This is a genomic window from Hyphococcus sp. (assembly GCF_965267305.1).
Taxonomy (GTDB): Bacteria; Pseudomonadota; Alphaproteobacteria; order Caulobacterales; family Parvularculaceae; genus Hyphococcus.
The window spans coordinates 226,944-242,539 of record NZ_OZ253945.1 but is presented as its reverse complement, the minus strand read 5'-3'; the positions used below and the strand labels follow the sequence as shown (position 1 = coordinate 242,539).

General features: G+C 58.7%; 16 protein-coding genes. 10 read left to right on the top strand and 6 right to left on the bottom strand.

Annotated elements, in window-relative coordinates:
- Window positions 1-8 precede the first annotated feature (8 nt).
- The 3 genes from ACQY5P_RS01145 to ACQY5P_RS01135 all read left to right on the top strand — a co-directional run bounded on the left by ACQY5P_RS01145 (window position 9) and on the right by ACQY5P_RS01135 (window position 2,443).
- A complete protein-coding gene (locus ACQY5P_RS01145; protein ID WP_428409003.1) occupies window positions 9-698 on the top strand; it encodes a nuclear transport factor 2 family protein in 690 nt (229 codons plus the stop codon).
- Entirely contained in the window at window positions 688-1,827 is a 1,140-nt protein-coding gene (locus tag ACQY5P_RS01140) for an amidohydrolase family protein (protein WP_428409002.1), read from the top strand. Before ACQY5P_RS01145 ends, ACQY5P_RS01140 begins: the two co-directional genes overlap by 11 nt.
- Before the next feature lie 148 nt (window positions 1,828-1,975).
- Window positions 1,976-2,443, top strand: a complete 468-nt coding sequence (locus tag ACQY5P_RS01135; protein ID WP_428409001.1) for a nuclear transport factor 2 family protein — start codon at window positions 1,976-1,978, stop codon at window positions 2,441-2,443.
- A gap of 42 nt (window positions 2,444-2,485) precedes the next feature.
- Here the strand turns inward: ACQY5P_RS01135 and ACQY5P_RS01130 are convergent, their stop codons facing one another.
- A complete protein-coding gene (locus ACQY5P_RS01130; protein WP_428409000.1) occupies window positions 2,486-3,322 on the bottom strand; it encodes a class I SAM-dependent methyltransferase in 837 nt (278 codons plus the stop codon).
- Window positions 3,323-3,585: 263 nt separating this feature from the next.
- Between ACQY5P_RS01130 and ACQY5P_RS01125 the strand changes: the two genes are divergently transcribed.
- Both ACQY5P_RS01125 and ACQY5P_RS01120 read left to right on the top strand, forming a co-directional pair.
- Window positions 3,586-4,347, top strand: a complete 762-nt coding sequence (locus ACQY5P_RS01125) for a glutathione S-transferase family protein (RefSeq protein ID WP_428408999.1) — start codon at window positions 3,586-3,588, stop codon at window positions 4,345-4,347.
- Window positions 4,347-5,129 (top strand): glutathione S-transferase family protein, encoded by a 783-nt coding sequence (locus ACQY5P_RS01120; protein ID WP_428408998.1) that lies wholly within the window; start codon window positions 4,347-4,349, stop codon window positions 5,127-5,129. Before ACQY5P_RS01125 ends, ACQY5P_RS01120 begins: the two co-directional genes overlap by 1 nt.
- Here the strand turns inward: ACQY5P_RS01120 and ACQY5P_RS01115 are convergent, their stop codons facing one another.
- Entirely contained in the window at window positions 5,130-6,020 is an 891-nt protein-coding gene (locus ACQY5P_RS01115; protein WP_428408997.1) for an SDR family NAD(P)-dependent oxidoreductase, read from the bottom strand.
- Between the two features lie 193 nt (window positions 6,021-6,213).
- On the opposite strand from ACQY5P_RS01115, the gene ACQY5P_RS01110 reads away from it, so the two are divergent.
- From ACQY5P_RS01110 to ACQY5P_RS01095, 4 genes are read left to right on the top strand one after another with little or no spacing between them, the layout of a single operon-like run.
- Window positions 6,214-6,942, top strand: coding sequence for a nuclear transport factor 2 family protein (locus ACQY5P_RS01110; RefSeq protein ID WP_428408995.1), 729 nt, complete (start codon window positions 6,214-6,216; stop codon window positions 6,940-6,942).
- Window positions 6,939-8,369, top strand: a complete 1,431-nt coding sequence (locus tag ACQY5P_RS01105) for an NAD-dependent succinate-semialdehyde dehydrogenase (RefSeq protein WP_428408994.1) — start codon at window positions 6,939-6,941, stop codon at window positions 8,367-8,369. Before ACQY5P_RS01110 ends, ACQY5P_RS01105 begins: the two co-directional genes overlap by 4 nt.
- Before the next feature lie 3 nt (window positions 8,370-8,372).
- Entirely contained in the window at window positions 8,373-9,425 is a 1,053-nt protein-coding gene (locus ACQY5P_RS01100; RefSeq protein ID WP_428408993.1) for an amidohydrolase family protein, read from the top strand.
- 20 nt (window positions 9,426-9,445) lie between these two features.
- On the top strand, window positions 9,446-11,080 hold the full coding sequence (locus tag ACQY5P_RS01095; RefSeq protein WP_428408992.1) for an MFS transporter: 1,635 nt from the start codon (window positions 9,446-9,448) through the stop codon (window positions 11,078-11,080).
- Here ACQY5P_RS01095 and ACQY5P_RS01090 read toward each other — a convergent pair.
- Both ACQY5P_RS01090 and ACQY5P_RS01085 read right to left on the bottom strand, forming a co-directional pair.
- On the bottom strand, window positions 11,077-11,535 hold the full coding sequence (locus ACQY5P_RS01090; RefSeq protein WP_428408991.1) for a DUF3237 domain-containing protein: 459 nt from the start codon (window positions 11,533-11,535) through the stop codon (window positions 11,077-11,079). The genes ACQY5P_RS01095 and ACQY5P_RS01090 overlap by 4 nt on opposite strands.
- Before the next feature lie 5 nt (window positions 11,536-11,540).
- Window positions 11,541-13,007, bottom strand: a complete 1,467-nt coding sequence (locus ACQY5P_RS01085) for a carotenoid oxygenase family protein (protein ID WP_428408990.1) — start codon at window positions 13,005-13,007, stop codon at window positions 11,541-11,543.
- A 59-nt stretch (window positions 13,008-13,066) separates the two neighbouring features.
- On the opposite strand from ACQY5P_RS01085, the gene ACQY5P_RS01080 reads away from it, so the two are divergent.
- Window positions 13,067-13,555: a MarR family winged helix-turn-helix transcriptional regulator gene (locus ACQY5P_RS01080; RefSeq protein ID WP_428408989.1), complete on the top strand. Its 489-nt coding sequence runs from the start codon at window positions 13,067-13,069 to the stop codon at window positions 13,553-13,555.
- An 11-nt stretch (window positions 13,556-13,566) separates the two neighbouring features.
- On the opposite strand, the gene ACQY5P_RS01075 is transcribed toward ACQY5P_RS01080, so the two are convergent.
- Together ACQY5P_RS01075 and ACQY5P_RS01070 are read right to left on the bottom strand one after the other, a co-directional pair.
- Complete coding sequence (locus ACQY5P_RS01075; RefSeq protein WP_428408988.1) at window positions 13,567-14,220, bottom strand: glutathione binding-like protein; 654 nt, start codon at window positions 14,218-14,220, stop codon at window positions 13,567-13,569.
- A gap of 33 nt (window positions 14,221-14,253) precedes the next feature.
- Window positions 14,254-15,576 carry an MFS transporter gene (locus ACQY5P_RS01070; protein ID WP_428408987.1) on the bottom strand — a complete coding sequence of 441 codons (1,323 nt, stop codon included), beginning with the start codon at window positions 15,574-15,576 and terminating at the stop codon, window positions 14,254-14,256.
- Between the last annotated feature and the right edge of the window lie 20 nt (window positions 15,577-15,596).

Sequence of the window (15,596 nt, the reverse complement as noted above, 5' to 3'; positions counted from 1 at the left end):
AGGACGCCGTGAGTGAACTTGATGATATGAAGTCAGAGCTTGCTGAACTGAAAAATCGGGTGGGCAAGATCGAGGACCTCAACGCCATCCGCAAGCTTCACTATGCTTACGGCTATTACATCGATTTCTGCCAATATGACGAAGTGGTCCAGCTTTTCGCCAAGGATGGAGAAGTCATCTTCCTCTCAGGCATCTACAAAGGCCATGAGGGCGTCGCACGCCTCTATAAGACCTGGTTCCAGAATTTCTTCACCAAAGGCAAACCAGGGCCGGAATATGGCTTCCTTCTCGATCATTTTCAGATGCAGGACATCATCACCGTCGCCGATGACCGCAAGACCGCAAAGGGCCGCTTCCGCGCCGTCCTGATGGGCGGAATGCATGAAAGCCGCGAGTATATGCCTGAAGGTCTTCCGCAACAGTTTTACGAAGCCGGCATCTATGAAAACGATTATGTGCGCGAAGACGGCGTCTGGAAGATCAAGCGCCTCGACTACATGGTGCAGTGGCAGGCGGAGTATGAAAAGGGCTGGGCGCACACAGAAGCGCATTTGCAGCCGGCCGTTGAAACCTATCCGAAAAATCCGTTGGGCCCGGACGAACTCCTGCCGGCGCCGCGCCAGACCTGGCCGCACCGCCATGACGTTCCTTATCACTATGCACACCCAGTGATGGGGGCGAAGCTCAATGGCAAGTGAAAAACTTCCCGACGGCAGTGAAAAGGGCCTGCGCGGCCACATGGTCGAGCGCGGCGTCAGAAAACGCATCGGCCTTGCGCCGCCCGCCGGCGATATCGACCGCAACGCGCCTTACAAGCGCATCGCCACCGAAGAGGCGTGGACCTTTCCCGAATTGGTCGAGGCTCAGGTCAAGCTCCTGAAAAGCGCCAATGCGCCAAATGATCCCGCGCTGCGCATGGGCGGCATGTTCGCGTCCATGCCGGAACTCCAGAGAATGCTCTGCGATCTCGGCGATCTGCGCATTTCGCATATGGACGAATACGGCATCGACCGCCAGCTTCTCCTCTTGACCGCGCCGGGCCCGCAGGTTCTCGAGCCGGAAGAAGGGACGCGCCTCGCCGCGCGCTCGAACGATATCGCTGCGGAAGCCTGCGCAAAACGCCCGGACCGGTTCTCCGCCCTCGCCGCTTTCCAGCCGCAGGACCCGGACGCCGCCGCGCGGGAGATCGAACGCGCCATGAAAGAGCTGAAACTTAACGGCGCAGTATTGAACTCGCATTTCCGCGGGCATTTTCTCGACGAGCCGCAATGCGATCCCATTCTCGCGGCGCTCGAGGAAAACGATGCGGCGCTCTACATCCACCCCACGGCGCCGTTTGAAGATCGCGTCTATGCGGCGCGCGGCATGACCGGGGCGCTCGGAGGATTTCCGCATGATGTCTGGAACCACACGATGGGCCTCGTTCTTTCGGGCGCCTTCGACAAATATCCGAAGCTGCGGCTCGTCATCGGACATCTCGGCGAGTGCATGCCGCTTCACCTCTATCGCTTTGACTGGATGCAATCGAACGCCGACGGCGTGTCCGGCCTGCGCGGCGGCCAGCCGGCCGTCACGCTGAAACACCCGATCAGCCACTATTTCCATAACAATATCTGGATCACGACGAGCGGCGTCGGCTGGGAGCCAGGCATCAAGTTCTGCATGGACGTGATGGGGCCGGAGCGCGTTCTCTACGCCATGGACTATCCCTATCAGCAATCCTCGGACGAAGTCGGCGCTTATGACCGGATGGATATTCCGCCCGCCCATAAGAAAATGCTGATGCAGGAGAACGCTGAGCACGTTTTCCGGCTGCCGAAAGACTAGCCTGCGACCCCATTAGCGGTTAGCTGTTACATTCGAACAGTGCAGTACAAGGCTCTAAGTGAGCTTTGTGATGAGCGAAGCACTAATCCGGCCGCTAGACGCGTGGTCTCATGTATGAAGCGGCCGGTCGGCCTGAGGGGGAACGAAAATGCTTGAGTTACTGGCTGGTTTAGCGATGATCCTAACGACGGCCGCCGACGATGAAGCGGTCGTGCGGAAGATGATCGAAACAAAATACGCTAAGGAAAACGCCTGCGACGCGACGTATGCGGAAGACTATGTGACGGACGACGCAACCGAATATCTTCCGAATTACCTCAGAGCCATGCCGAAAGAACCTGAGAGCGAAATCAGGGATTTCGAGGCGTTCTGCGCAGCCGGCGGGAAAAGCCTGAATGAGCCTGACATTCAAATGATCGAGCGCATCGCGGATGACGTTATTCTCGTGACGGGGATCGGCTCTATCGAAGTGACGCGTCCGGATGGAACGCTTGACTATGACGGGGAGTACTCGTTCACGAATATCTTCGTCAAAACCGTCGACGGCTGGCGCGTGCGCCACCTCCATGTCGCGCCGATCATTCCCGACTTGCCCACCGTCCCGGCGCGCGACTGACGAGGCGAAGGGCGCCGGTGAGTCCGGCGCCCGGGAAGTCGTCTAAGCCTTCGCCGTGACGATCCAGGCGGCGGCGTCGAGACGCACGGAGCCATCCTTGTAGAACGGCTTTAACGCTTTAACGATCTCGGTCCGGGCCTTTTCTTTGACGCCCGGACCGGCTTCCTCAAGCGGCTCGCCAAGGGCGAGCGCCGACAAAACGAAGTCGGCGGCGCTCTCGGGTGTCGCGCCCTCGCCGCCCAGCAATTGCTCGCCCTTCCAGAGCGTGCATTCGACATCTTTCCAACCGGCGCGTTTCAACAGCGCTTTCGTCGCCTCAGGGTCGGCCATGCGGAACGGGCCCGGCCCGTCCGCAGCGCGTTCCGGCATTTCGACATACTTGCCCACAGTAGCGCCGACCATGCCGATCCACGGGTTCTGGTCCGGCGGTCCCCAGCAGGAAAAGGTGAAGTCGCCGCCCGGCTTCACCCAGCGCCTTATATTTGCGAAGGCCTTATCCGGATCTTCGAAGAACATAACGCCGAAGCTGGAAAAGGCGCGGTCGCGCGGCGCATCGATCATCGCTTTTTGCGCATCGGCGCATTTGAAATCAACATTATTGACCCCTGCGTCGGCCGCGCGCTTTTTCGAATGCTCGATCAGAATTTCGGCGATGTCGACGCCAAGGACGGCGCCCGACGGCGCCACGGCCTTTGCAATCTCAACAAGGCTTTTGCCGCCCCCTGAGCCGATCTCCACCACCTGCTCGCCCGGCTTGAACGCGGCCGTCTTCATCAGCGCGGCATTGATAGGCGATATCATGGACTCGAAGGGAACGAGATATTTCAGCCAGCGTTCGCCGACTTCGCCATTCCAGTCCTCGATATGCTGATCCGTCATGCTTCTTGCTCCCTTTGCGCCCGATGCATGTTGAGCATTCTCACGCTCCAGGGCTACACAAAATGAGAAGGATCAATCGCAGGAATTCGGACAGGTTTTAATGTGCGCTGCACAATCGTTTGATTGAGCGAGGAGCCGAAGTCGTGACGTCTTGTTTTCTTTCCCTGTGCGGCAGCCGCCAATTGTCATTATTGTCTAAACTGCAGCCAGCATCTGCACCGGGGCGTTTTTCGCTCCAGCGCGACAAATGACGAGAAACGCTCATGAGCGATGTGACGCTATATCACTGGGAGCCCAACGCTAATTCCGGCAAGCCCATGCTGGCGCTGATGGAAAAGGGGGTTGAGTTCAAAAGCCACTATCTGGACCTGCTAAACTTCGACCAGCACCAGCCGGAGTATCTCGCTATCAACCCGCAAGGCACGATTCCGGCCATGACCCATGGCGACCGGGTGCTGACGGAATCGACGGCGATCATGGAATATGTGGACGCCGCCTTTGCCGGGCCCAAACTCATGCCCGATGACCCGAAAGATCAATGGCGCATCCGCTGGTGGATGAAGTTCATGGACCAGTGGCTGGCGCCGTCCTTCTCCATGATCGGCTGGAGCGTCTTTGTGGGCCCCATGGTGCGCAGCAAGGACCCGGACATGCTGAAAGCCGCCATCGACCGCATCCCCCTGCCCGAACGGCGCACAGCCTGGCGCAAGGCGATTTACGGAACCTTCGGCGAAGCGGAAATGAAAGAGTCCCAGCGCCGCGTCGCCGTCGGCATCAGCATGCTTGAAGAAGAACTGTCGAAACGGGAATGGCTCGCCAGCGATCAATATAGTCTCGCCGATGTTAACGGGTTTAACATTGCTTACGCCCTGCCGCTGTCGCAGCCGGAACTCTCGAACGACGAAAAGACGCCGCACATTCTCGAATGGCTGCGCAAGATCTATGAGCGCCCGGCGACGAAAAAAACCTGGGCCATGGGCAAGACCGATATGGTCAAGCGCGTCAAAATTCTGGAGCGTTCCTAATGTCGATGGTTCTTTATCACGGCGAGCCAAACGGACCGTCGCTCACCGTCCTCGCAGCGCTGTTTGAAACCGGCCATGACGCCGAACTGCGCCCCATCGACCTGACCATGGGCGAACGCCATAACGGTGCGGTTCCCCATAGCGTCGAAACCGACATGAGCATCGAGGGCGAAGGCCCGGTTCTCGTGGTTGACGGCGAACCCATGGCGGATTCGGTATTTCTCGCCTGTTATCTCAACGATAGCGCGAAAGGGTCGCCAATAGCGCCTGAAGACCCGTTTGCACGCTGGGAGATGATGACCTGGTGCCGCCAGATCATCGAACGTGTGGCGCCCGCCGCCGCCTATCTCGGCGTGAAGGCGCATCTCGCAGACAAGCTTTCTGCGCTTGAGGGCCCGGCTTTCGACAAACTTACGGCCCCGATCAAAAGCGAAGATCTGAAGACGCGCTGGTCCGAGATTCGCGCCGTCGCCTTTGCGGACGATAAAATCGAAGACTCGAAAACCAAGATCAAGGCTGCGGTCGACAAAGTCGAAAAACAACTTTCCGACGGGCGCGACTGGCTTCTGGGCGACTTCTCCATCGCCGACCTTGAGACCTATGCATGGCTCGCCGGCATGCGCGAGATCGAGCCGGCGGCGTTCGACGGCGCGGACCATGCCGGCGCCTGGCTGGGCCGGATGAAGACGCGCCCGTCGGTCGCGCGCGCGCTTGCTTTGGGAACAACCAAGACGCCGCAACAGGTCTGGGCGCCGGGACCCGAGATCAATCGCTGGGGCTGATTATTTTCCCCGCGCCGCAGCGCGCGCCTTGCGGTAGTTTTCGCGCCGGCCGCGCTCGAAGGCGAGACGCTCGATGGGCGCATCGCCGGGCGGGTAATCCGCAATGATCTCGTCGAAAACTTCCCGCAATTCATCCCTGAACTCGGGATGAGTGAAGATATAGAATTTGTTATCTCGGATAGATTGCAGCGTCTTCGCCGCAACTTCATCGGGCTCCATCCCAGCTTCATGAACTTTCGCCAGCTGCGCATTGAAGGAAGCGTCTACAGGTTTGCCTCGAGCGTTCAATGCTTCGGGGCGCACATCATCGCTGGCGTAGATGTGCGTTTTGACGAGGCCGGGACACAGCGCCGAAACGCCGATTCCGTGCGGCGCCAGGGAATAGCGCAGGGATTCCGAGAGGCCGCGCACCGCAAATTTCGCCGTGTTGTAAATCCCCGGCACCGGACCGGCGAGAAAGCTCGCCATCGACGCCGTGTTCACAACATGGCCGCCCTTGCCACGCTCCTTCATGCGCGGCACGAAGATCTGCACGCCGTTGATGACGCCGTGAAGATTGACGCCCAGCACCCAGTCCCAATCGTCATAAGTGCTCTCGTCAATCGTCTGGAAAAGATTGATTCCCGCATTGTTAAACAGCAGCGACACAGGGCCTAGGCGGTCTTCCGCCTCATCCGCCGCGTCGGCGAATTCTGCTCGCGACGATACATCCATGCGGATGCCGACAGCCTGCTGATTGTCGAGAGTTTCGAGTGCAGCGTCGATCGCTTCCTGTCTAATATCGGCGATCGCGACCTTGGCGCCCTCGGCGAGCAAAGCGCGCGCGAGCCCGAGGCCAATTCCATTGGCGCCGCCCGTGATGAAGGCCGTCCGCCCGGCGAAGTCTTTCATTGTTCCTCCCAGACCCGCTAGAGGGGTGTGATGGCGCGCCAATCTGCGCCCCGCGTGCGCCTTCTTTCCGGACGCTTCACGATTGATGTTATATTCACTACCATATCAGCGGGACTTGCCCATCGGCATTCGGGTAGATTTCGCCTGCGGAAAGGATTTACCGCCCACAGCAACGCATGCTCCCGGAGGACGAATGACGGACGCCGACAGAATAGCAAAACTAGAAGCGCAAGTAGCGGCGCTGACCGAACGCATGACGCGCGCCGAGGACGAACAGGCGGTCCGCAAGCTGCATCATCTTTATGGCTATTTCATCGATAAATGTCTCTACAGAGAAGTCGTCGATCTTTTCACCGACGACTGCGAGGTTCATTTCTTCGGCGGCATCTTCAAGGGCAAGGAAGGCGCGGCGCGCCTTTATATCGAGCGCTTCCAAAAGCAGTTCGTGCATGGCAATAACGGCCCTGTGGACGGCTTTTTGCTTGATCACCCGCAGCATCAGGATGTGGTCGATATTCAGGAAGACGGCGTCACCGCCCTCGCCCGCTTCCGCTGCACCATGCAGGCGGGGCGGCACAAATCATTTGGCGAAATCCGCCAGTGGTGGGAGGGCGGTCTCTACGAAAATACCTACAAGAAAGTCGATGGCGTCTGGCGAATTCATATTCTTAATTATGTGCCGCAATGGCATGCCGATTTCGAAACCGGCTGGGCTCACACTCGGCCGAACTATGTGCCTTTCCTGAAGACGAAATATCCTGAAGATCCCACGGGACCGGATGAAATCAACGAGGATGTCTGGCTGTGGCCGACCCATAAAGTCGTGCCATTCCACAACAAACACCCTGTCACCGGTGAAGAAATCAAGCCAGAACGCTGGCAAGGCGATATTGAACGCGAACAGAAAGCGAAGCAGAAATGACGGCCTATCCCGAACTCTACATGATCATCGACGGCGAACGCATCCATAAGGGCTCGCGCCGCACGCACCGCGTGGTGAACCCGGCGACGGAAGAGACGCTGGGCGAATTGCCGCTGGCAGATTCTGCCGATCTCGACCGGGCGCTGGAGACCGCCGACAAAGGTTTTAAGATCTGGCGAAAGTCGACGCCGCAGGAGCGCGCCGCCGTCTTGCAGGGCGCCGCGCGCCTGATGATGGAGCGCGCCGACGACATGGCGCGCATCGCCACCATGGAGGAAGGCAAGCCCTTCCACGAAGCCCGCATCGAAGTGATGATGAATGTCGGGCTCTTCAACTTTTACGCGGGCGAGTGCCAGCGGCTTTACGGCCGCACGCTGGTGCGGCCAGCGGGCATGCGTTCGACCGTGACGAAAGAGCCGGTCGGCCCAGTCGCCGCTTTTTCTCCATGGAATTTTCCCATCGGCAACCCTGGCCGCAAGCTTGGCGCGCCCATCGCAGCGGGCTGTTCCGTCATCATGAAATCGGCGGAGGAAACGCCAGCGTCAGCGCTCGCCGTATTGCAGGCGCTGCTTGATGCTGGCCTTCCCAAAGAAGTGGCGCAAGCGGTCTTCGGCGTGCCCGATGAAGTCTCACGCCACCTTCTCGCTTCGCCGATCATCCGCAAACTTTCCTTCACAGGCTCGACGGTCGTCGGCAAGCATCTCGCGAAACTCGCCGCCGAAGACATGAAGCGCACCACCATGGAGCTTGGCGGACACGGGCCGGTGCTCGTCTTTAAGGACATCGACCTCGACAAGGTGCTCGATACGGTCGTACCGCAGAAATACCGCAACGCCGGACAGGTCTGCGTCTCGCCCACACGCTTCATGATCCAGGAAGAAATCTATGACGACTTCGTTTCCGGCTATGTGAAACGCGCGAAAGCGCTGAAAGTCGGAAACGGTCTCGATGACGGCGTACAGATGGGGCCCATGGCTAATCCGCGCCGTCCCGACGCCATGGAGCAGCTTATCGGCGACGCGGTATCGAAGGGCGCAAAGCTCCATACCGGCGGCGAACGCATCGGCAATCAGGGTTTTTACTATGCGCCGACGGTGCTTTCTGATGTGCCGCAGGCAAGCGAGATCATGAATACCGAACCTTTCGGCCCTGTGGCGTTGTGTAATCCGTTCAAGTCGGAAGAAGACGCGATCACCGAAGCGAACCGCCTTCCCTATGGCCTCGCCGCTTATGCCTGGACGCTAGATTCAGCCCGCCAGAAACGTCTTTCCCATGAGATCGAAACCGGCATGCTCGGCATCAACACGGTGATGATCGGCGGAGCGGATTCGCCTTTCGGCGGCGTCAAATGGTCGGGACATGGCGCAGAAGATGGACCGGAAGGCGTCGAAGCATGCCTCGTCACCAAAGTCGTTCACGAAGGATAATCCATGACCCATGAGTTAAAGACCGGCGGCGATCGCGGCTATTTGCGGATCGCGACGGAAGAGGCTTTCGCCACGCAGGAGCAGATCGACGCCTATCTGCGCATGGTGAAGGACGGAACCGCCGACAAGGGCATGGTCTCACTCTGGGGGTTTTACGCAACCTCGCCGTCGCAGCGCGCGACGCACATTATGGAGTGTCTTCTGGACCTTGATGATCTGCGTATCAAACACATGGACGAGACAGGGATCGACATCGCGATCCTGTCGCTCACCTCGCCCGGTGTTCAGCCCCTGCCGACCGACGAAGCGAAGGGCATGGTGTCCCGCGCGAATGACTATCTGGAAGCCGCCGTCGCGCGCCATCCGACCCGTTATGTGGGCATGACGTCGATCGCGCCGCAGGATCCCGAATGGAGCGCGAAGGAAATTCACCGCGGCGCCGAGATGGGGTTCAAGGGCGTGATGGTCAATAGCCACACCCAAGGGGAATATCTCGACGATCCGAAATACGACCCGATCTTCAAGGCGCTCGAAGCGACCGGCCAGCCGCTTTACATCCATCCGCAAACGCCGCCGGACGCGATGATCGATCCCATGCTGGAAGCGGGACTCGACGGAGCCATCTTCGGCTTCGGCGTCGAGACCGGCATGCATCTCCTGCGTCTTCTCACCATTGGCATCTTCGACCGCTATCCGAAGCTGCAGATCATCGTTGGCCATATGGGAGAAGCGCTCCCCTACTGGCTCTACCGTCTCGATTACATGCATCAGGCGGGCGTTAAATCGAAACGCTATGAACGGATGAAGCCGCTGAAGAAAACTCTCGCCGATTACATGAAATCGAATGTCTATGTCACCACCAGCGGAATGGCGTGGGAGCCGGCGATCAAGTTCGCGCAGTCCGTGCTTGGCGAGGACCGCGTCATGTACGCCATGGATTATCCCTATCAATTCGTCGCAGACGAGGTGCGCACGCACGACCTTCTCGACATACCGCCCGAAACCAAGAAAAAACTCATGCAGACGAACGCCGAGCGGGCGTTTAACCTGAAATAGTCCGGGCGGGGAAAACAGACATGGCGGCGAAAGACATGAGCGATGTCGGCGCAGTGAAACTCGGCGGCCGGACCGCGTGGTACGCGCTTTTCCTGGTGACGCTGACGACCGCCATGTCCATGGTGGACCGCCAGATCCTCGCCATCCTCGCGCCGCGCATCAAAGCGGACCTCAATATCGGCGACGCTGAAATGGGCGTTCTTTACGGCGCCGTTTTCGGGCTCTTTTATTCCGTCTTCTCGCTGCCGCTCGGCCGCCTTGCCGACGGCTGGGTGCGCACGAAACTGTTGAGCATTTCGATTTTCGGCTGGTCCGTCATGACCGGGCTCGCCGGCTTCGCGAACAGCTTTGCGACGCTCGCCATCTCGCGACTTGGCGTCGGCATCGGCGAAGCCAGCTCCCAACCGGCGGGCATGTCGCTTCTGGCAGATTACTTCCCGAAAAAACAGCGCGGCACAATTACCGCCGCGATGGCCATCGCGGTCGCGCTGGGCCTTGGCGGCGCGCTCATGCTTGGCGGCGCCATCGCCGACTGGTGGGACGCAGCCTTCGCAGAAGGTGATGCGCCTTTAGGGTTTAAAGGCTGGCAGGCCGCTTTTATCGTGGCCGCAGCGCCCGGCATACTCTTGAGCTTCTTGTTGTTGCGTCTGCCTGAGCCTGTGCGCGGAGCTGCTGACGGTGTTCTCCAAAAACCCGATCCCGCCCCATTTAAAGCCAGCCTGGACACGCTCGCCGGCATTTTGCCCGGATTTGCGTGGCTCGAATTCGCGCGCCGCAAAGCGCCAGCGAAACTCTGGATCATCAATATCGCCGCCGCCGCCGCCATCATCGCGTTAGCCGTTTTTCTAACCGGCTGGACCAACAGCCTTCGCCCAGTGAATCCGATCGCTCTTAAAATCGGCTCCCTCGAATTGACAGGCAATGCGTTGCAATGGTCCATTACCGGCGTCGGCGCTTATATTGTCATCTGCTGGATGCAGTCATTGTTTCTGCGCGACAAGCCCGCTTTCGCTGTGATCGTCAAACAGCCTTCCATGGGCATTCTGATCGCCCTCGCTTCGTTGCAGACTGTGTTGAATTACGGCGTCATGTCATGGACGGCCGTCTACGTCATCCAGCATTTCAACCGTTCGGCGGCGCAGGTTGGCGCTGAATTCGGTCCGCTCATCACCATACTGGGAATTGTCGGCCCGCTGATCGCCGGTCCGGTTTCGGACTGGGCCAACGCGCGCTTCAAAGGCGGGCGCCTCTATGTGACGCTTGCCGCGTTGGCCGTCTCACCCTTCCTCGCGATCGCCGTTTACACAGCCCAATCCATCGGCGCCTTTTACGGCTGGTTCGTCTTCTATTCGCTGGTCCTCACCATGTGGCTGCCGCCGGTATACGCGTCGCTCCTTGACCTTGCTTTACCGCGCATGCGCGGCATGGTGATGAGCTATTATATTCTGATGATGACAATCACCGGCATGGGACTCGGCCCCTATGCCGTCGGCATGATCAGCGATGTCAATGAAGGCAATCTCGGCGACGCAATTTTAAGCGTTTACTGGGTGGCGCCGGTGATCGTTGTCCTGATTGTGACGCTTATCTGGCGCATGCCAAAGGATGAAGCAATCATGCTCGACCGCGCGAAAGAGGCGGGAGAGCCGGTTTAGAGAACCCGCCAGACCCAGAGCTTGATGCCGAGCTTGTAGCGCGCCCCGGCGCAGACAAAGACCGACTTGTTGAGCCAGTCATATTTGCCTGTGGGCGCAATGAATTCCGGGATCGTGCGGAAATAATATTCCGCCGGATCGACTTCTTCGCCCGACATGAGGCGTTTCATCACTTCCGGTGGCCCGTGACGAAGCCCGCGATTGCGGATCTGGATGACGACGCCGTCATCGGTCTTCATGGCGTAGATCGCATCTGCGACGGTGACGCCGTCATGGCGCGTCAACTGCCAGTCGGCGGCGTTGCCGAGCAACTCGCCCTTGATCTTTGGGCCCTCAACAGGGCCTGAGAAAATCGGAATGATCCGGCGCGTTCCGTCCGGCGTGTCGCCGATTGGGATCGGCTCGCCTAACTCGCCGCCCGCCTCGTAAACGAATTCAAGTTCCGGCTTGATCATAAGGCTCAGGCCGCCATGCCAATGTCATCGGCGTCGGCCCAGTTGCCGTGCAAACCGAAGCGAAGCCGGATCGGAATTTTCACTGTGGCGATCGGTCCCTTCTTGATGTCGAGCGCATCGAACACGAGGAGATCGCTGCGATGCTCTTCAAGACGATTGCACACCATGACGATCCAGCCGTCGCCTTCAGGCGCGTCTTTCGAGCGCGGAATGAAACACGGCTCCTGGAGCGTGGAGACCGGCCCGCACCACCATTTCTGTTCCTCGCCTGTCTCGTGATCGACCTTCCCGAGCGTGTTCATGAGGAATCCGCCGGCGCTGCCGCCTTTGAGCTCGCAGGGCTTTTGCATGTCGACGACCAGCATCCAGCCATGACGGTACTTTACGCCGGTGTAGCGGTCGTCGATGCGCGGAAATTCGCCGAACATGTCGGTAAGTTTCGTCTGGCTCTCGAACTCTTCCGAATTCGAAGACATGTTGACCGTCCAGCGCGTCAGATAGCTTGACGCCTCCATGGGATTGAACGGCGCGCCGTGAACATCCGGGAAGAACGGGAACATATTGTTCTTCGCCTGCGGCGTGTCGAAATGGATGCGATCTCCTTCCTGATAGGCGTTCATCACATGGCTGGCGAAGCAATTATCCGTCTTGAACCAGCGGATATCGTCCTTGGTCGCGCCTTTGCGCCGGGGCAGAACGCCGAAATAGACCGGCATTGTCGTGTCGAACCCGAAATGCGGCATGCCCTTTTCAAGACGCTCCCAGTTCGACGTCGAGGGCACCACATGGAAGAGCGCGTAATCTTCGGTAATCGCGAAGTCATGCATCATCGCGTAATAGGGATTCTCGAACCAAACTTCGTAAAGAAGCTTACCGTCCGGCCCAATCTCATAATAGGTCATGTCGAGCGTCAGGATGCCTTTTGACGCATAGCCGAAGGCCGCCATGTTGCCTGTCTTCGGATCGATTTTCGGATGCGCGGTGAAGGTCTGGCCCGTCATGCCGCCGAATTTGGTGTAGCCTTCGGTCTCCAGCGTGACCGGATCCATGACCAGCGCTGGAGAATCTTCCTTCAGCGCATAAAGCTTGCCGCCGTAAATCCAGGCATTGGTGTTTGCGGTGCCGCGGATTTGTCCTTTCACGGACGGATCGTCGAACAACGGATTGCGGTATGCGCCAAAAAGCGCCTTGCCGGCCTCGTTTTCGAGCTTCCATTTGTCGGTCTTCGCCCAGCGCTGGCGAAAGCTGACCTTTCCGTCAGAGAAGCGAAACTGTGTAATCATGCCGTCGCCATTGAAGGCGATGTCGTCGCCGAGAAGCGGCGGATATTGGGGATCGGGCTGCACCCGATAAAAAGCCCCTCGCATCTCCTTCGGGACCTCCCCTTCAATGTCGAGATCGTATATATCGGCCTCGATCCGCGAGGGAGTGTTGAAGCCGGTAAAACTCATCGTATCGGGGAAATGAACCATGGCTTCCTCCTTTTCTAGAAGTGTATATGCTAGGCTCAAGGGAGCCAAGGGACAGGGGCGTGACAAAACGCAATCAAAATAAGAGAAAAGCGCAGTCCGTCATTGACGAACATCAAGAGGGCGAATTGGACGATATCGGAGAGATCGACGACATTGTCGGTTTCCATATTCGTCTCGCCTACACGTCCGTTTACCGGCACTTCATGGACACGTTTTCAGACCTCGACATGACGCAGAAACAGGTGTCAGTCCTGTGGCTTGTGGACGATCATCCGGGGATTGCGCAGACCGATCTTGCAAAACGGCTGCGCATGGATCGCGCAACGGTTATGGCGATCATCAACCGGCTTGAAGGGCGCCGCCTTTTGCGGCGCGGTCAGTCCGCCAGCGACGGGCGGAAGCAGACGCTGAAGCTCACGCCGACGGGACAAAAAGTCCTGATCGACGCCAAGAAGGCGGTGCATGAACATGAGGAATGGCTGAAACAGCGTTTCACCAAACAGGAAGTCCGCACCCTGATCGAGTATTTGCGGCGCATCCACGACTGAAAAGCCAGCCGTCAATTCTTTGAAGCTTCAACCGGCGGCATCTTGTCGGCGCCAATGGCGAGGGCCCGCTTTACCGCGGGCCGCGCTTCAATGCGGACATACCAGCTTTTGACATTCGGATAATGATTGATATCGACGCCCTGCCAGGCGTAACGGCGAACCCATGGGAACGCGGCCATGTCGGCGATGGAATATTCGCCAGCGAGAAACTCGCAATCCCCGAGGCGCTTATCCATCACGCCGTAAAGACGGTTCGTTTCCTTTGAAAAGCGCTCCACGGCGTAGGGGATCTTGTCTTCCATGTAATGGACGAAATGATGCGCCTGCCCGGCCATGGGGCCAAGGCCGCCCACCTGCCAGAAGAGCCATTGATCTGTCTCCGTGCGGGCCCTTTCATCTTCAGGGTAGAACTTGCCTGACTTGCGCCCGAGATATTGAAGGATGGCGCCCGACTCGAAAACCGACAGCGATTTTCCGTCAGCCGCGGCATGATCGACAATCGCCGGCATCTTATTGTTTGGCGAAATCCTGAGGAAATCCTCTTTGAACTGATCGCCTTTGAAGATGTTCACCCATTTGATGTCGTAATCGAGTCCGCACTCCTCGAGCATGATAAGGATTTTGTAACCGTTCCCTGTCGGCCACATGTGAAGATCGATGCTCATAGACGCTCCGTTCGAAAGCTGGTCGCGCCGAGCCTATTCCGCAGGCTGAGCCGCAGCCTGTCGCGAGCGGCCCAGAAAGATCAGCGCCAGGGCGGCGAAGATGGAGCCGAGCGCCATAAAGATCGCCACCATGGAAAGCCCGTAGCCGCTTTCGAACAGAAATCCGGCGACCACCGGTCCGAGGGCCGCGCCGCCGCGGCCGACGCCGATGACAAAGCCGGTGCCGCCGGCGCGCACTTCCGTTGGGAAGGCGTGGGCGAAAATAGCGTAAAGGCCGACAATGGCGGCGTTGATAAAGAACCCGGCCGAGCAAGCGATGATGGAAAGCTGTTGGAGGTCGGGCCCTACTTGACCGAAGAGCGTCACCAGAGAGCCGCCTACAAACATGGCGCCAATCACGAGCCCTCTGATGCCGAAGCGCATGGCGAGAAGCCCAAGCACGATGGCGCCCGTGGCGCCGCCTACATTCGCCCAGACGAGCACGCCGCCTGCCGTCGACGGTTCAAAGCCCATATCGACGACGATTTTCGGAATCCATTTCAGATAGAAATAGAATGTCATGATATGCGCGAAATAAGCGAAGGTCAGGATCGTCGTCGTGCGCGCAAGATCCGGACCGAAAAGGCGGGCGACACCGATTTTCGCTTTGGCCTCTTTCACAGGCGGCAGCTCCGACACCGTCTCGTGGCCCATGCGCTTTAAAGTTGAATTGATCTTTTCAAGCGCGCCATTGGGTCGCTTCTGGGCTAGGAATTCGACTGACTCCGGCAGGAAATACCAGATGAGCGGAATAAAAACCGTCGTCATCATAGCGCCGAAGATAAAGACCGCCCGCCAATCGTAATGCGCAAGCAACATGGACGAAATCGTGCCGCCAATAACCGCGCCGATTGGATAGCCCGCCGCCATGATCGTTACGGAAAGGCTTTTGCGTTTGGCGTTTGAATATTCTGCGACCATGGCGTTCGTCGCCGCCAGCACGCCGCCAATCCCGAGCCCCGTTGCGAAACGATAGACCGAGAGAATTTCGATCCCATTCGCCGTTGCGGCCAGCCCCATGCCGATCGCCATCGCCGTGAGGCAGACGAGAATGGTCGGCCGCCGTCCGACAACATCCGCCACGCCGCCGATCACCATTGACCCGACCGCCATGCCGATGAGCTCCATGGACAAGACGATGCCAAGCGCCGCGCGGTCGACGCCCCACTCCTTAGCGATGCCTGGCGCCGCAAAACTGATGGACAAAACGTCAAAGCCGTCGAGCGCGTTCAAGAGCACGCACATGCCCACGGCAATGACCTGAAAGGTTCCCATGGGCGAGTTCGCGAGAATCTCGCGCGGGTCTTTTAAGCTCATCGTGATTTCATCCCTGTGAG

Coding starts and splice junctions, on each gene's coding strand:
- ACQY5P_RS01140 (WP_428409002.1), top strand. CDS start 688: ATGGCAAGTGAAAAACTTCCCGACGGCAGTGAAAAGGGCCTGCGCGGC.
- ACQY5P_RS01135 (WP_428409001.1), top strand. CDS start 1,976: ATGCTTGAGTTACTGGCTGGTTTAGCGATGATCCTAACGACGGCCGCC.
- ACQY5P_RS01130 (WP_428409000.1), bottom strand. CDS start 3,322: ATGACGGATCAGCATATCGAGGACTGGAATGGCGAAGTCGGCGAACGC.
- ACQY5P_RS01125 (WP_428408999.1), top strand. CDS start 3,586: ATGAGCGATGTGACGCTATATCACTGGGAGCCCAACGCTAATTCCGGC.
- ACQY5P_RS01120 (WP_428408998.1), top strand. CDS start 4,347: ATGTCGATGGTTCTTTATCACGGCGAGCCAAACGGACCGTCGCTCACC.
- ACQY5P_RS01115 (WP_428408997.1), bottom strand. CDS start 6,020: ATGAAAGACTTCGCCGGGCGGACGGCCTTCATCACGGGCGGCGCCAAT.
- ACQY5P_RS01110 (WP_428408995.1), top strand. CDS start 6,214: ATGACGGACGCCGACAGAATAGCAAAACTAGAAGCGCAAGTAGCGGCG.
- ACQY5P_RS01105 (WP_428408994.1), top strand. CDS start 6,939: ATGACGGCCTATCCCGAACTCTACATGATCATCGACGGCGAACGCATC.
- ACQY5P_RS01100 (WP_428408993.1), top strand. CDS start 8,373: ATGACCCATGAGTTAAAGACCGGCGGCGATCGCGGCTATTTGCGGATC.
- ACQY5P_RS01095 (WP_428408992.1), top strand. CDS start 9,446: ATGGCGGCGAAAGACATGAGCGATGTCGGCGCAGTGAAACTCGGCGGC.
- ACQY5P_RS01090 (WP_428408991.1), bottom strand. CDS start 11,535: ATGATCAAGCCGGAACTTGAATTCGTTTACGAGGCGGGCGGCGAGTTA.
- ACQY5P_RS01085 (WP_428408990.1), bottom strand. CDS start 13,007: ATGGTTCATTTCCCCGATACGATGAGTTTTACCGGCTTCAACACTCCC.
- ACQY5P_RS01075 (WP_428408988.1), bottom strand. CDS start 14,220: ATGAGCATCGATCTTCACATGTGGCCGACAGGGAACGGTTACAAAATC.
- ACQY5P_RS01070 (WP_428408987.1), bottom strand. CDS start 15,576: ATGAGCTTAAAAGACCCGCGCGAGATTCTCGCGAACTCGCCCATGGGA.